Source organism: Agrobacterium sp. fls2-241-TYG-188a, from assembly GCF_030209845.1.
The window spans coordinates 778,063-794,062 of sequence record NZ_JARVRD010000003.1 but is presented as its reverse complement, the minus strand read 5'-3'; the positions used below and the strand labels follow the sequence as shown (position 1 = coordinate 794,062).

At 57.5% G+C, this 16,000-nt stretch carries 13 protein-coding genes; 1 reads left to right on the top strand and 12 read right to left on the bottom strand.

Features of this window, described 5'->3' with window-relative positions; translation table 11 throughout:
* Nucleotides 1-732 precede the first annotated feature (732 nt).
* Nucleotides 733-1,332: a transglutaminase-like cysteine peptidase gene (locus QRN85_RS17675; protein WP_244475353.1), complete on the top strand. Its 600-nt coding sequence runs from the start codon at nucleotides 733-735 to the stop codon at nucleotides 1,330-1,332.
* Between the two features lie 200 nt (nucleotides 1,333-1,532).
* On the opposite strand, the gene QRN85_RS17670 is transcribed toward QRN85_RS17675, so the two are convergent.
* The 12 genes from QRN85_RS17670 to QRN85_RS17615 form a co-directional block, all read right to left on the bottom strand.
* Nucleotides 1,533-1,880, bottom strand: coding sequence for a hypothetical protein (locus QRN85_RS17670; RefSeq protein WP_284759581.1), 348 nt, complete (start codon nucleotides 1,878-1,880; stop codon nucleotides 1,533-1,535).
* 98 nt (nucleotides 1,881-1,978) lie between these two features.
* Entirely contained in the window at nucleotides 1,979-2,299 is a 321-nt protein-coding gene (locus tag QRN85_RS17665) for a hypothetical protein (protein ID WP_284759580.1), read from the bottom strand.
* Nucleotides 2,296-3,270: a glycosyltransferase family 2 protein gene (locus QRN85_RS17660; protein ID WP_284759579.1), complete on the bottom strand. Its 975-nt coding sequence runs from the start codon at nucleotides 3,268-3,270 to the stop codon at nucleotides 2,296-2,298. The genes QRN85_RS17665 and QRN85_RS17660 overlap by 4 nt, the downstream gene beginning before the upstream one ends.
* A complete protein-coding gene (locus QRN85_RS17655; protein WP_284759612.1) occupies nucleotides 3,270-4,196 on the bottom strand; it encodes a glycosyltransferase family 2 protein in 927 nt (308 codons plus the stop codon). Before QRN85_RS17655 ends, QRN85_RS17660 begins: the two co-directional genes overlap by 1 nt.
* Nucleotides 4,197-4,210: 14 nt before the next feature.
* On the bottom strand, nucleotides 4,211-5,227 hold the full coding sequence (locus tag QRN85_RS17650) for a glycosyltransferase family 2 protein (RefSeq protein WP_284759578.1): 1,017 nt from the start codon (nucleotides 5,225-5,227) through the stop codon (nucleotides 4,211-4,213).
* Nucleotides 5,228-5,229: 2 nt separating this feature from the next.
* Nucleotides 5,230-6,420: a glycosyltransferase gene (locus tag QRN85_RS17645; RefSeq protein WP_284759577.1), complete on the bottom strand. Its 1,191-nt coding sequence runs from the start codon at nucleotides 6,418-6,420 to the stop codon at nucleotides 5,230-5,232.
* A 56-nt stretch (nucleotides 6,421-6,476) separates the two neighbouring features.
* Nucleotides 6,477-7,268, bottom strand: a complete 792-nt coding sequence (exoK, locus tag QRN85_RS17640) for an endo-1,3-1,4-beta-glycanase ExoK (protein WP_284759576.1) — start codon at nucleotides 7,266-7,268, stop codon at nucleotides 6,477-6,479.
* Between the two features lie 462 nt (nucleotides 7,269-7,730).
* Nucleotides 7,731-9,542, bottom strand: coding sequence for a DNA helicase RecQ (gene recQ, locus QRN85_RS17635; RefSeq protein WP_284759575.1), 1,812 nt, complete (start codon nucleotides 9,540-9,542; stop codon nucleotides 7,731-7,733).
* Between the two features lie 98 nt (nucleotides 9,543-9,640).
* The gene (locus QRN85_RS17630) at nucleotides 9,641-12,298 is read right to left on the bottom strand and encodes a nitrate reductase (protein WP_284759574.1); all 2,658 of its coding nucleotides are present in this window, start codon (nucleotides 12,296-12,298) and stop codon (nucleotides 9,641-9,643) included.
* Nucleotides 12,299-12,300: 2 nt separating this feature from the next.
* Entirely contained in the window at nucleotides 12,301-12,630 is a 330-nt protein-coding gene (gene nirD, locus QRN85_RS17625; RefSeq protein ID WP_062584170.1) for a nitrite reductase small subunit NirD, read from the bottom strand.
* A gap of 105 nt (nucleotides 12,631-12,735) precedes the next feature.
* The gene (gene nirB / locus QRN85_RS17620) at nucleotides 12,736-15,186 is read right to left on the bottom strand and encodes a nitrite reductase large subunit NirB (RefSeq protein WP_284759573.1); all 2,451 of its coding nucleotides are present in this window, start codon (nucleotides 15,184-15,186) and stop codon (nucleotides 12,736-12,738) included.
* A gap of 5 nt (nucleotides 15,187-15,191) precedes the next feature.
* Nucleotides 15,192-15,989, bottom strand: a complete 798-nt coding sequence (locus tag QRN85_RS17615) for an ABC transporter ATP-binding protein (protein WP_284759572.1) — start codon at nucleotides 15,987-15,989, stop codon at nucleotides 15,192-15,194.
* Nucleotides 15,990-16,000 lie beyond the last annotated feature (11 nt).

The following is a 16,000-nucleotide window of genomic DNA, read 5'->3' as shown; positions in this document are numbered from 1 at the left end:
AGATTGTTCATGGCCGCTCGTCGCAAAACTATGGGAATTGCTTTTTTTCTTTCCGTACTGGGATCGACGACGCAATTTGCTGCCGCTGCCGACTATGGTGCTCCTACTCCTCCACCAGCACCGAGATATAGCAGCTCTTACGCAAGTTTTAGTGCGGAGGAATGCTCCAACTTGCTCATAACGGATGATTCCGGGCAGCGGGTTGTCCGGTCATGCCACGCGCCATTGAATCTTGACCCTCGCGGTGGATTCAGACCCGGGTCTTCTGGCGGATCGAGCAGTGCGTTCTCCAGCGCTGCTGTCGTCACAGAGTAATCATCCCTCGCTTTTGTGAAATCGGTTTTCGCTGCCTTTTCGCCTCGTACTTCGGGCGGTAGGGCACAGCGATGTTAGTGCGATTTTTCTTGAGCGCATGTCTCACTGGTAACGAAAACGCTTTTTGGCACCGTAGGGGTTAAGTATAGGCTTCCCCTGTCGGCTTCTGTCGCCGTTTTGCGGCTGCCCCGCGCCGGTTGTTTGGACCGTGCGTATTTTCCGGATCAAAATCCGCATTTTTCCCCTCGAAGGGGGCATGCGACAGCCCAGTGAATTGGGGCAGGGAACTGCCCTTTAGAGGTCTTGCGTCCCAAAAACGGAAGTCCGTAAAATGCGAACAATTCGGCTAAATTGCCCTTAAAAGCTGAGTGCTAAACACGAACCATCAAAACACGAAATATGCGAGGGCAGCATATCATGATGGTAGACCGAGTTGTAAAAGTCGCATGCGTCGCCTTGACCTTGAGCCTGGGTGCTCAGGCAGCCTACGCCGCTTCCCCGGCAGGCATGGGCCGATCGCTCCAGTTGCCCCCGGCAAGCTCTTTCATCAAGGCGTCACGTGCCACGCTTGCTCCATTCGCATTCATCCGCTTTTGCCGCAGCAACCAGAGTGATTGCGAAGCAGACAGGGGCGCATCGATCGTTGAAATGACTGCCGAAAACCGCCGCAAACTACAGGCTGTCAATGCATCCGTTAACCGCTCGATAAAGCCGGTCAACGACTCTCCGGCCCAAGGCGATGTCTGGTCGGCAGATGTCACCTCAGGCGACTGCGAGGATTTTGCGCTGATCAAGCGACGCCAGCTTGTTGCGCAGGGCTGGCCGGCACGCAGCCTGCGGATCGCCGTGGCGAGAACCCGCTCAGGCGAGGGTCATGCTGTGCTGGTCGTCAAGACATCGGAAGGCGATCTGGTTCTCGACAACAGATTTTCTACGATCCGCGCTTGGGACAAGACAGATCTCAGCTGGGAAAAAATTCAGTCGGGAGACAATCCCCGTCTCTGGTTTGGCATTTGAAACAGGCGAACCGGGCTTCAATTTTTGAAGCCCGGTTCTTCCGCATTCAGCGGATAGCCATGATTTGAGATAGAATTACAAGAAATCAATTCGTGGCTGCGCCAGCCGGGGCATCCCAGCATCAGGCGGTCTTCAAGCAACCAGTCCGGACTATCACCGGTTAAATCGTACAAGTCGATTTAGAAGGTGGCGATGTCGGCTCAGAAATCATACCCCAGATAGACTTTGCCATCGTTCTTGCAAATATCGACCTCTTTACTTTGTAGCGACCGGCGACGGTAATTCTTTTTGCGCTTATCTGCCGGGTTATTGAGGTCATATTGGAACGTGAATTGGCAATCCTGATAGCTGTTATCGACGTTGACGACGGTTTCGGAACTGCGTTGCAAAGGTGTGTTCAAGATATTGAACGACCGGGCGACAAGATCCGTCGGCCATGCGTATAGGCGGTAGATCGCCCCATTAGCCTTGTTGACGACGGTAACCTGGTCTGCCGCAGACTGGGATGCAAAGAATAACAGAAGTCCGAGACCCAAAGCGTAATGCATAAAGCCTCTTTGAAATGGACGTAACATCAATCACCGCTTTAAGGGTTTACATGGTCTTGGCCGCTGGCCTCAGGTTTTGGCCGGAATGCAATGCCGCATTAGTTGCCGATGAAATCCCGATTGCCTTTTCGATCGATCATTTCCAGGCGCGTCCCGTCGAAATACACATCTGCGCAATCGACTGCGTTCCCTTTTCGCGCACAAATCTTGCCGTCCGTGATCTTGTAGCCTGTCGAATCGCCTTCCCGGTACTGGTAGCCGTCCGTTCGCTCTTTCAAACTGTCGGCTTGGCTAAGATGTTGCCGGATTTCGTTTTCTGTTGCCATCCGAAGCTTGTTGTCAGAGGCAGCGGCGACCAATCCGGGAAAAATGACCGATGCCATTACAAATATACAAGCGGCTTTTGCATGTGTGGTCATTGTTGGCCTTTGCTCTGGTAGGAAAATGAATCTCGCAGACGTTTGAAGCGTGCGCGGATGGGCATACTGAGATGGCGAAGGGCACGCGGGTCAGTCATGGCGACCTTGATGACACCGCCTATCGAGCGGTTCTTGATGCTCGACACCAGCATCAGAAAATGTCTGGCCTCGACAAGACTGCGGCTGCGTCGGGACTGCGCGTTTTTCGCTGCGGCCGGGAGTGTATAGCTGGCCAGAAACTCGGCATCTGCAGCTATCATCGCATCCACATGGTGGAGCTCAAGCACGCGGGAGATCGAGCCCTCGCGAATATTGTAGACATAGCCCGATGAGGTTTCGATGACGCAAAGCCCACCAACCGCGAGCGCAGAGGCGAGAAGCAGATAGTCTTCTCCAATCCGGAGGGTCGGATGGAAGCGAAGCTTGTGGATGTTGAGAAAATCCCGCCGGAACATCGGCTTCATGTAGCCGAAGTTGAAGGTCGAGCGGAACAGGATATTCGACGCGATGAAGTCATCCAGCGTCAAGACCCCGCGTCTTTCCAGAAACGCTTCCTCAAACATCGTTTCGCCGGGACGGCCATCGGTATAGACAACATCGAGATTATCGACTGCGATATCGGCATGAGCCTTCTCGGCGCGGCTGATGATCTGTGCCGTGCGTGCAGGTTTGATGACGTCGTCGGAATCGAGCACCGCAATCCACCGGCCAGTTGCAGCATCAAGCCCGACATTGCGGGCGCCACTTGGTCCCAGGTTTTTCTCCAGCGCAATCAGGCGAACCCGCGGGTCACGCTGGCCGATGCTGGCCACGACGTCGCGGGTTGTGTCGGAAGACTTGTCATCGATAACGATAACTTCCAGCGCCACCGCCTCTTGCGACAAAGCGCTTTCGATGGCCGAAGCGATCGTCTCGGCAGAGTTGTAGGCTGCTATGACGAATGTGACATCCGGCTGGCTTGCTGTTTCCATCACAGAGCCTCCGCCGCGCCGTACTGCCGGATTTCACGAATTCCAATAGCGCCGCTGACTGAGCCCATATGCAACGAAGCGCGCAACAATTGGCGATTTCGGCGCACGGCATCAAAGCATGTCAGCAGGGCAAAACCGGTGCAGGCCATTACCTTGGCAGCGGCGGTTGCGACCTGCGCAATGCGCTTCACCCCGGGCTTTTTTTCTGCCAGCAGCCGACCGTGGGTCTGGCCGGACCGGAAGCGGCGCTTGGCAAGCCACATGAAACTGGCGCGCGTTGCCGGAACCGGCTCTGAAAGCATCGCTTTTTCCGCAAAGGCAATCCTGCCTCCGGCAGCGTGCATGTGTGAGAAGAAGTGGGTGTCTTCGCCACCGCTCTGGCCCAAAGCAAGCGCGAAGCGTCGGCCTTCGACAGATGGCGCATTCATACGCAGAAGGGTGTTACAGGTATAACCCGTGATGATCTCGCCACCGACCCATACCGGGAAGGTGGAGTGGAAATCACCCTTGCGCATCCATTCCGGGGCGTCGGCTCCGTAGATGGCCGTCACCGGCCCCAATACGGCTTCCGCACCACTTTCACGGGCGGTATTTAGCAGTTGCGACAGCCATTCGCGCGGGGCCGTCTCATCGTCATCGATAAAGGCCAGATAGTCCGCCTGGCAATTGGACAGACAAGCATTGCGCGCGATCGAAATATTCGACTTCGGGCAATGGACATAGAGGATTTCAAAAGGTGAGGTGGTGCGCAAGCCGTCTATGGATGCTTGCGCACTCGGCCCCGCGTCGTTATCGGCGACGATGATGCGCACGATGACACCTTCAGGAATTTCCATATCGAAAAGGGATCTCAGCGTCGAGACTACCATCGGACGGCGGTAGGTGCAGACACCGATATCGACCTTGATCGTTTCCGACAGGGGCATGGGCGAGGTGCTGGTCATGTCGTTGCCTTTGTCGCCATAGGTGTCGATGTGCGAAGCGAGCCGAAGAGCTCGAGCCAGAACCCTGCCGACCACGCGAAATGCATGACCATTGCGGCAAGAGATGCGAGTGGGCCATCAGGATTTTTTTGCGCAAGAGCCATCCACACACCATAACCGAGGCATGTGACAATCCACAGGCACAGCGGGACGACTGCGACCCAATGGAAGACGCCGAGCAATGCCAGGAGGGCAACGGGCATGACGGAAAGCGGGATCATCTGCCGGATCTTCGGCAAAGACCGGTGCTTGAGCAGGTTTTTCGCGCGCCCACGCCCGTAGGCCAGATATTGCTTGAACAGGGCACGAGCATTGGAGCGCGGATAATAGGTCATGCGCGTGCGGTCCGTCATCCATATGCGAAAGCCCGCTTTGCGTAAGCGATAGTCCAGTTCCGCATCTTCATTGTGGCTGAAGGTTTCGTCATAGCCGCCAACACTCGTAAATGCGGAAATGCGCATCAAGGCATGGTGGCCGTGGTCGGTCCAATGGCCTTTGCCACCTTCACGATGTTTCGAGCCGCCATTGCCGAGTTTGGAATTTTGCGCCACCGCTGCCGCTTTCTGGAAGGCGCCGTGCCCCACCGTTTCCATTGCCACGACCACCGAGTCCGCACCGGTCTGCATCGTTTCTTCCAGAAGCCGCTGGCAATAATCGTCAGGGTAATCGCCATGCGCATCTATGCGGATGAGATAATCATAGCCCGCGCCGAACATCTCGATGGCAAGGTTTATGCCTGCGCTCTGGATGCGTTTGGGATTGGCGAGCAGCACGATGCGGGGGTCGCGCATGGAAAAACGGGTCACGATGTCGGGCGTACCATCCGTACTGCCGCCATCGGCAACGATGATGCGGTCATCCGCATGGTTCAGCGTGCGGGAAAATTTGGTCAGCAGGCCTTCAATCGTCCTTGCTTCGTTGAGGCACGGAATGACGATCAGTGTTTTTACATCTGCGAGAGTGTGTGACGTCATGCTTATACCCTCGTCAAGCTTGAAGGAGCTGCCTCTGCAGCCTGGCCATTCTGGGGCTGCGCGAGGGATGCTAGTCTGCGAACCAGGTCACGGCAATCCTGACTGTCGGTAACCCATTGCCTGCGGTCGATCAATGCAAGCTTTGCGAAGGCGTCCAGATAGGCCTGTTCGTTCAAGCTTGTGAAAAATGTCTCCAGCGTTGTGGTATCGGCAGATTGCAAGACATGGCCAATATGTCTCGTTTCAAGGAAACGAGCGGTCTCGGTTTTGGCAACAGCGATGGGAAGCGCGCCGTAGAGGCATCCTTCATAGAGCCGGTTTGGCAACAGCCAGCTGGAGTTCTGCCCTTCCTCGAAAAAGTCGATGGCCCAGGTAAACTGAACCTCGTTGTAGATCGATGCCAGATCTTCCGGGTTGGCATATGCGCCATGGAAGCTGAGATGGGGCGCATTGGCTACGAAGGCGTCGAAATCATCGAATTCCGAATAGGCAGGGCGCCCGCGCAGGATCACCTCAACCTTGCCGTCCATTCGCCTGGCGAAATCGCCAAGAATTTCCAGTGATTTGCGGCAGCGCAGCGCGCCGAACCAGCCGATTTTCCAAGGCTCACCTGCTTTTGGCGGGCGCGGTGCAGGCAACGCTGCCGCGTCTTCATCAAGCACAAGCACCTTGTTTTCCTGCAGCAGCACGGGCAATTGCAGACCGGACCGCGGTGCAAAATAATGGCTCACGAAGGCTGGAGAACTGGTCATCAGCAGCTTCGCGTTTGTTGCGAAGTAGCGCTGGGCGGCGTTGACAAGCTTGCCTGCAATGCCTTCGTTGAGGAGCAGACGGTGAATATCCAGGCACTCGTAAACCACGGGCACATCCCGCCCGTAAATGGCCGAGGCCCGCCGTGCCAGTGCCAGCATTTCAAGGTTGCGGGCGATGATGACATCCGGCTTTTGAACCTGACGCAATCGGGCGGAAAGAGACAGGCTGGATTTCACGATTGAGATGAGGCGCTGGGCAAACTGTCCATCGGCCGTCGTTCCGAGCACGATGGGCGCAACGCCATCGACACTGGCCAGCTTGTTTTCGCCTCGCGTAAAGCCCGCAAGCGTGACCTTTGCTCCACCCGTCTGCAATGTAAGGACCCGCCGTCGGATGGCCGGATCGGCAAGGTCGTGCGCGAGATAAAGAACGTGGGTCATGAATCTGTCCTGAGCAAAAAAAAGGGGCAAGCAAAGCCTTGTTGGGTGGCGTTTCCCTAGTTCCGCTGACAGGCAATGGATTCGGGAAACTGGCAGGCGTCGCCCGGTGCCGTGAACGCAACACGATCGACACGCATTGCGGTCGGTCCCCTATAGGCAAATTGTCCCATCCAGCCTTTCAGCGTGTCTGTTCCCCAAAGGCTGAAGAAGATTTTCTGTGGCTCCTGGGGAATTTTCGCCGGGTCTGTGACCTCATGCACCATCTTGCCATTGACGAAATAACGCAGGCGTTTTGGCTCCCAGATAAAGGCATAGTCGTTGAATGCCTTGTCCGCATCGCCAGCCACATCCGCCAGCTTTTCATTGCCACCTTTTGCGGAAATATACTGGTTTAACTGGACCTGGGACATGTCTTTTCCCAGAATTTCCATGTCTATTTCATCATGCGGTTTCTTGTGGACGGGACCGATATAGGTGAAGAAAGCCGAGTTGAGACCGGAGCCTGTTGCCGCCTTTATGCGGGCTTCATAGGTGCCGTAGCGATAGCGGCCTTTCGTCTGGATCTCGCCGCAGGAATAGTTGCGGTCTCCAGCCCTGCCATCCCGAAAGCCAAGCTCAAGCTGGCCGTTGTCAAACCGCACCAGCTTCTTCGACCATGTGCAATTCTGATGCGCGCCATTGTTCCAGCCGTTGGAAACGTACCAGAACGAGGGATCCATAACGTCGAAATTCTCCACAAAGGATTTGCCAGTGCTTTCCTCAGCCAGTGCGGTTGAGACACCGAGGCCCAAAACAAGAAGTGCGGATGACATCATGCGCGACCAAACGGGGGTGAGGAATACAGTCATTGTTTCACCTTTGCTGTTGCCGCTGTGGTTTGCGGTGCGGTCTGGATCGGAATGGCCAGCGCAGATCTGGATTTTGGAAACGCTTTTATGCCTTCCAGCGCGGTTTCCCCTCAGCACGGCACCAGAAAGGGCAAGCCAGAAACCGCATCGGCCATTCTGTAGTGATGCAAACGGCGTCTGCCGGTCTCTCTGTTGAGTATCATCAACCATACGGCTCAGAATACGGTAAAATCGCTGTTCTTGTGGTCCAGAAACTCGGTCTTGAAGATTTAACCCAGCTTTATTTGCAATTATACAATCCGATTGCAATCTCATTCATGACAAAATTCACGCAATCTGATCGTTGCGATTAACACTTATAGTAAAAATGCCGAACTCTAGCCAATCACAGGGCTTTTTTATATTTCCCTAAAATACAGAGCCAAGTCTCCTAGGCGTAAAGTACGCTTTCCTGTCGTATATCTAAATCCCGGCAAAACTCTCGGCAATAACCTCCAGAAAGGCTGGTCCGTATCGATCGAGCTTGGCATCGCCAACGCCGGGCACCCGTGCCATCTCCGACCGTGAGGTTGGCTTGGCGATGGCCAGTTCGATGAGCGTCTTGTCATGAAAGATGACATAGGGCGGCAGATTCTGGGTTTTGGCAATCTGCATTCGCCGTTCTCTCAGAGCCTGGAACAAAGCGGCGTCTGCGTCCGGCAGGTTTGCGGCGGGCTGATTGCGGGTGTTGCGGTCGCGGCTGGACTTTTGGGGCGCTTGAGGTTTCCGCAGCATAAGAACGGACTTGTCACGCAGAAACTGACGCCCGGCGTCAGACAGGGCCAGCCCGCCATGGCCTTCGAGATCGACTTCTATCAGCCGCGATGCAATGAGTTGGCGCAGGATGGCGCGCCATGTGCGGTTGTCATGCTCCTTGCCGATGCCATAGGTGCTGATCTGGTCATGCCCGAAACGGGTAATGCGCTCGTCTTCCGCACCCAGCAGGACACTGATGATATAGGCCTGCCCGAAGCGTTCGCCCGTTCGGTAGATGCAGGACATTATTTTCTGGGCCGCAACCGTACCGTCGAACAGTTTCGGCGGCTCTGCACAGGTGTCGCAATTGCCGCAAGGCTCGCAGCTGTCACCGAAATAGGACAGCAGCGCCTGCCTGCGGCATCCGGCTGTCTCGGCAAGCCCCAGCAATGCATCGAGCTTTTGCCGCTCCATATGCTTGCGCTGGTCTGGCGCTTCGGAGTTTTCGATGAAGCGATTGCGCAGGGCAATGTCTTCGGAGCCATAGAGCATGAGAACATCAGACGGCAGGCCGTCGCGGCCCGCACGGCCCGTTTCCTGATAATAGGCTTCGATGCTGCTCGGCAGATCGATATGGACGACGAAACGCACATCGGGCTTGTCGATACCCATGCCGAAAGCGATTGTTGCGACCATGATGATGGCTTCGCCATGTTGAAACCGCGTCTGGTTCGCCTCCCTTTGCTCGCGTTCCATCCCGGCGTGATAGGACAGGGCGTCATAGCCTTCGGAGCGCAGCCATTCGGCAGTCTCTTCGGTCTTTCGCTTGGACAGGCAATAAATGATGCCGCTCTCATCCTTGTGGTCGCGCAGGAACCGCTTGACCTGCGCACGCGGATTGTCCTTTTCCATGATGGCATAGCGAATATTGGGGCGGTCGAAACCGGCGATGAAGGCATCGCGGGTCTCGATCTTCATATGCTCAAGGATTTCCGCCCGCGTCGGCTCATCCGCCGTTGCCGTCAGCGCCATGCGCGGGGTGCCGGGAAAACGGTCGATCAGCATGTCAAGCTGGCGGTAGGGCGGCCGGAAATCATGCCCCCATTGCGACAGGCAGTGGGCTTCATCGATGGCGATGAGGGAAAGGGATACGTCCTGAAGCGCGTCGAGAACATCCGGCTTCAGCAGTGTCTCCGGGGCGGCATAGAGAATGCTGACCTTGCCGGATCGAATATCGGCCCACAAGGCGCGCCGCTCATCCGGCTGCAGATTGGAATTGAGAGCTTCTGCCCTCACGCCTGCCTGACGAAGGGCGGCGACCTGATCGACCATCAGCGCAATCAGCGGCGATACGACGAGCCCCATGCCAGGGCGGGAAAGCGCGGGGATCTGGTAGCAGAGCGATTTTCCGCCGCCCGTCGGCATCAACACGAAGGCATTATTGCCAGCGATGACATGCTCGACGATATCGGCCTGCTGTCCGCGGAACGTGTCATAGCCGTAGATGGTCTTCAGAATGTGGAATGGATCGGTATTCAATTGCATCTTCTTTGAGATTCGGTTGCCCGGCACCTCAGTCCATATTCAGGATAATCGCAACCCTTTCATTCCATTCATTCCCTAGTGCGATGGCGGATTTATTCGGCTGCGACCTTCAGGCAACCATCGATGATGCCGCGAATTTCTGCGCGGCAGGAGCCGCAATTGGTGCCCGCACTCAAACTCGTGCCGATGGCTTCGACGCTGTGGCAACCATCGCGGATGGCTGCGGTGATCTGGTTGATGCCGACATTAAAGCAGGAGCAGACGGTGGCGCCGGGGTCTGGCGTACCCGCGCCGGGGCGACCGGCGACCAGGGTAAAGCGTGTGCGAACGTCTTCGTGGCGGGTTGAAAGCTGGGAAATCGCCCAGTTGCGGGCGACGGCGACGGGCTTGTTGGCGATGTACAATGCCGCCAGCAAGGTTTCTCCATCGAAGAAGGCGAGGCGGGTCTGTGCGGCGCTGTTATCGGCGTAACCAATCGGTTCAATGCTGGAATCGATACCGAACACGGCCCGCGCCCAGCCGATCCAGTCTTCGGCCACCTCGTCAAAGGCCATTTCCAGACGATACCCTCCGTCAGCCTTCGCCAGCGCCCAATAGGGGCAATCGAGGTTTTGCGGTCTGGTCTGCGTCACGGCAAAGCCATAGGCTTTCGCCTGAAAAGGCCGGGCCACGACGGCAATGTTTTTCGACGCTGGCTGGCCGGAAAACGGGTCTGTCACGGGTGGCACCAGCCGGTCGACACGAGCATTGGCGGCAAACTGGTCGTTCCAATGCATCGGCACGAAGATATTGCCGCGCGCCTGACGCTCGGTGACCAGCGCGCGCACGATGATCTTGCCGAGCGGGCTTTCAATTTGCACCAGATCAGCGCTCTCGATGTGCAGATCGGTGGCATCACGTGGATGCAGCTCGGCAAAGGGCTCTGCGAGGTGGGAGGAAAGTCGCGCGCTTTTTCCCGTCCGTGTCATGGTGTGCCACTGGTCGCGGATGCGGCCCGTGTTGAGGGTCAGCGGGTAGCTGGCATTTACGCGGGATGTCTGCGGCAGGGTGGTGCTGACGAAGCGTGCCCTGCCATCGGCATGATAGAATTTCCCATCTGCGAAGAAACGTGCCGTTTCGCGATGCCCGGAGGCAGGCTGTGGCCAGTTGAATGGTGGCAGGGTGTCGTAGTCTCTCCTTGTCAGGGCGGAGTACGCGCCGATATCGAAATCCCGCGAGCCGTTGTTTTCGAAGGCGGAAAGCCTGGCGTGTTCGGCAAAAATATCGGCTGGACCGGCATAATCGAAAGCCGGTGTAAACCCCATGCGCTGACCGACCTGCGCCAGCTGCCACCAGTCGGCCTTCGCTTCTCCCGGTGCGGGCAGGTAACCGCGCTGGCGGGAAATGCGCCGTTCCGAGTTCGTCACCGTGCCGTCCTTTTCGCCCCATCCGAGCGAGGGCAGAAGCACATGGGCGTATTTTGCCGTATCTGTCGTGGCGTACATGTCTGATACGACGACGAAGGGGCAGGCCTTCAGCGCGGCTTCAACGGCACCGGCGTCAGGCATGGAAACGACGGGGTTCGTTGCCATGATCCACAGCGCCTTGATGCGGCCCTCGGCCACGGCCTGAAACAGATCGACGGCTTTGAGGCCGGGTTTGCTGGCAATTGTGGGGGATTGCCAGAAACGCTGAACGCGGTCGCGGTCATCGGCCTTTTCAATGTCCATGTGCGCTGCCAGCATATTGGCAAGACCGCCAACCTCGCGGCCACCCATGGCGTTGGGCTGACCCGTCAGTGAAAACGGTCCCATGCCCGGTCTGCCGATGCGGCCCGTCGCCAGATGGCAATTGATGATGGCGTTGACCTTGTCCGTGCCGCTCATCGACTGGTTGACACCCTGGCTATAACAGGTGACGGACTTTTCCGTGCGCTCGAAGAGTTCGTAGAACTGGATCAGCTCTGCAATGGTCAGCCCCGTTGCGTCCGCTATCTCGGGAAGGCTGTATTCGCAGGCCGATTGCATGGTGGCATCAAAGCTGTTGGTGAAGCTCTCGACATAGGTTTTGTCGATGGCAGGGCCGTTGGCGAGATGGGCCAGAAGACCGGTAAACAGCGCCACATCACCATCAGGCCGAATGGCCAGATGCATGTCGGCGGTATCGCAGGTCATGGTGCGGCGCGGGTCGATAACGACGATGCGCATATCCGGGCGCTCCGCCTTGGCGGCGGCGAGCCGCTGGTAGATAACCGGATGGCACCATGCCAGATTGGAACCGGTGAGGATGACGAGATCGGCTTCGAAGATATCCTCATAAAGCCCCGGCACAGTATCCGAACCGAAAGCGCGGCGGTGGCCTGCGACGGAAGACGACATGCACAGCCGCGAGTTCGTATCGATATTGGCCGAGCCGATGAAGCCCTTCATCAGCTTGTTGGCGACGTAATAATCTTCCGTCAGCAATTGCCCGGAAACATAGAAGGCGACAGCATCGGGTCCATGTTCGGCAATGGCTTCAGAAAATTTTGAGGACACAAGATCAAGCGCAATGTCCCATGTCACCCGCTCGCCATCCACCTGCGGATAGATCAGGCGCCCGTCGAGATCGATGGTTTCGGCCAGTGCCGAGCCCTTGGAACAGAGCCGTCCCAAATTGGCGGGATGATCAGGATCGCCCTTGACGGTAACAGCGCCATCGTCTTGGATCTTCGCGATCACGCCGCAGCCGACGCCGCAATAGGGACAGGTGGTCTTGACCTCTTGTGCCATGCTCACTCCGCCGCGATCATCAGGCTTTCGATAGCAATCGACAGCTTGCCGTCCACATTGCGAACGGGAATGGTGCGCACCGCGCCTTCATCGGCACCCAGCGCCTTGCCGGTTTCCAGCGAAATGACCCAATTGTGCAGGGGGCACGTGACGGAAGTGCCATGGACAATGCCCTGGCTCAAAGGGCCGCCCTTGTGCGGGCAGTGATCTTCAATGGCATAGACGTCGTTTTCCGCCGTACGGAACACAGCGATCTTGCCGGAGGGCGTCTTCACGCAGCGTGCGCCGCGCAGGGGAATGTCGGAGATGTCGCCAATATCGACCCAGTTCATGTGCTTTCCATCCTGCTCTTGTCGATGAAATCTTGGAGGTGGGGCGAAACTCCTCCTTTCGCCCCACCGACTGCCCAAATGGCCGTCCTGCCTCGCGGTGGTCGGTCACTCCGCAGCTTGATTGAAGCCGATGGTCGCCATCGGTTTGAACTCGTGCTTGTGCTCGCCCGACACCCGCTCCGACCAGGGATCGACCTGCGCGAATTTCTGGCTGAAAACGAAACGCTCGAAATAGGCCCTGCGCTTGTCGGCATCATCAATGATCTGGCGGCGAACCTCGTCGTAACCGATGCGCTTGGCCCATTTGTAGATGCGTTCCAGATAGCGCGCCTGTTCGCGGTACATCTGCGTCAGCGCCACGATATGTTCGAGCGCCTCATCCTCGGTTTTGACGAGGCCCAGAACCTCGGTGCCCTTGATGTCGAGACCGGCGGCACCGGCAAAGTGGATTTCGTAACCACTATCGACGCAGATGACGCCGATATCCTTGCAGGTGGCTTCCGCGCAGTTTCGCGGACAGCCGGAGACGGCAAGCTTCAGCTTGGCCGGTGTCCAGGAACCCCACATGAATTTCTCAAGGCGAACGCCGAAGCCGGTCGAGTCCTGCGTGCCGAAGCGGCACCAGTCGGAGCCCACGCAGGTTTTGACGGTGCGCAGGCCCTTGGCATAGGCCTGACCGGAGATGAAGCCGGCCTTGCCGAGATCGGCCCAGACGGCCGGCAGGTCTTCCTTTTCGATGCCGAGAAGGTCGATACGCTGGCCGCCGGTCATCTTGACCATAGGTATCTCGAACTTGTCGACCACATCGGCAATGGCGCGAAGCTCATTGGCATTGGTCACGCCGCCCCACATGCGCGGCACGACGGAATAGGTGCCGTCTTTCTGGATATTGGCGTGCACACGCTCGTTAATATAGCGCGACTGGTAATCATCGGCATATTCATCCGGCCAGTCGCAGACGAGGTAATAGTTGAGCGCCGGGCGGCATTTGGCGCAGCCGCAGGAGGTCTTCCACTCCAGTTCCTGCATCACGGCCGGAATGGTCTTCAGCCCCTTGGCCTTGATCAGACGACGCACATCGTCATGGCCGAGATCGGTGCAGTTGCACATGGGCTGAACGTCGGCGGGATTGTAGCTGTCGCCCAGTGTCAGCGTCATCAATTGCTCGACAAGGCCGGTGCAGGAGCCGCAGGACGCGGACGCCTTGGTGTGAGCGCGCACGTCATCCAGCGATGTCAGGCCCTTGCCCGTGATGGTCGAGGTGATCTTGCCCTTGCAAACGCCGTTACAGCCACAGATTTCCGCATCATCCGGCAAGGCTGCAACGGCCGCCATAGGGTCCAGTGGGGACCCTCCCTGATAGGACTGGCCGAAAATAAGAGTATCGCGCATGGCCGAGATATCGACGCCCTTTTTCTTCAGGTCGTTGAACCAGGCGCCATCCGATGTTTCGCCGTAAAGCACGGTACCGATAATGCGGTTGTCCTTGAGGATGACGCGCTTGTAGATGCCTGCGGTGGCATCACGCAGCACGATCTCCTCACGGTCGTCGCCATCTGCGAAATCGCCAATGGAGAAGAGGTTGATGCCGGTGACTTTAAGTTTGGTCGGGGTGTCCGCATGGACGAAGGCGGGTGTGGTATCGCCTGCCAGATGAGCGGCTGCCACCCGCGCCATCTCATAGAGCGGGGCGACAAGGCCATAGACCATGCCGTCGACTTCGGCGCATTCACCAACGGAGAGAATATCTCCATCAGATGTCTGCATACCCGCATCCACGACAATGCCGCGATTGACCGCCAGACCGGCTTCTTTAGCCAGACCGGCATTGGGCCTGATGCCAACCGCCATCACCACCAGCGTTGCCGGAATGATGGTGCCGTTGTCGAGCTCGATGCCCTCGACCTTGTCGGTCCCGACGATCTGCTTGGTATTGGCCTTGGTGATGACCTTGATACCACGATCTTCCATCGCCTTCTGCAAGAGATAGCCCGCTGCCGGGTCGAGCTGGCGCTCCATCAGCGTCGGCATCACATGCAGCACGGTCACGTCCATGCCGCGCATGGCAAGACCGGCGGCGGCTTCCAGTCCAAGCAGGCCGCCACCGATGACGACGGCCTTGGCGCGGGATTGGGCGGCCAGCAGCATGGCGTCGACATCATCGAGATCGCGATAGGTAATGACGCCGGGCAGATCCGTGCCGGGCACGGGAATGATGAAGGGAACGGAGCCAGTGGCGATCACCAGCTTGTCGTAGCTTTCGGTCACGCCCTGATCCGAGGTCACGGTCTTGGCGGCACGGTCGATATTGACGATGCGGTGGCCTTTGTAGAGCGTAATGCCGTGCTGGATGTACCAGCCGTCGCCGTGGATGATGATATCCTCATAGGTCTTCTCGCCCGAAAGCACCGGCGACAGCATGATGCGGTCGTAATTGACGCGTGGCTCGGCATTGAAAATCGTGACCTGAAAACGGCCAGGTGCTTTCTCGAAGAGTTCTTCCAACATGCGCCCGGGAGCCATGCCGTTTCCGATGATGACAAGTTTTTCTGCCATTGTGTTTACTCCGCAGCTTCGACGAAGCGGTGACGTTCGTAGAGGAACTTCAGCACGGCCTCGCGGCATTTGAGGTAGGTACGGTCGGATGCAAGCTCGATGCGGTGGCGCGGCCTTGGCAGCGGCACATCGAGGATTTCGCCGATATGGGCGGCAGGCCCGTTGGTCATCATCACGATGCGGTCCGACAGCAGCACGGCCTCATCGACATCATGGGTAATCATGACCATGGTGTTGCCAAGACGGGCATGGATTTCCATGACGGCATCCTGCAAATGGGCGCGGGTCAGCGCATCTAGAGCGCCGAAAGGCTCATCCAGCAGCAGAATTTTCGGCTCCATGGCCAGCGCCCGGGCAATGCCGACGCGCTGCTTCATGCCGCCGGAGATTTCAGACGGCTTCTTGTCCTTGGCATGGGCCATCTGCACGAGATCGAGATTGCGCATCACCCAGTCATGGCGCTCCGCCTTGGTCTTGCTGTAGCGAAAGACCTTCTCGACGCCGAGATTGACGTTCTCGTAAACGCTCAGCCACGGCAGCAGGCTGTGGTTCTGAAACACCACGGCGCGTTCCGGGCCGGGTTCGTTCACCTCGCGGTTTTCCAGAAGCACGACGCCGGAGGATACTTTCGTCAGACCGGCAATCAGGTTCAGCATGGTGGACTTGCCACAGCCGGAGTGACCGATGACGGAGACGAATTCACCCTTGTCGATGGTCAGGTTGATGCCCTTCAACACCTCGGCGCGGACACCACCCTTGTCGAAATGTTTGTCGATGTGATCAAGCTTGAGATAGGCGTTCATGTTGTTCTCCT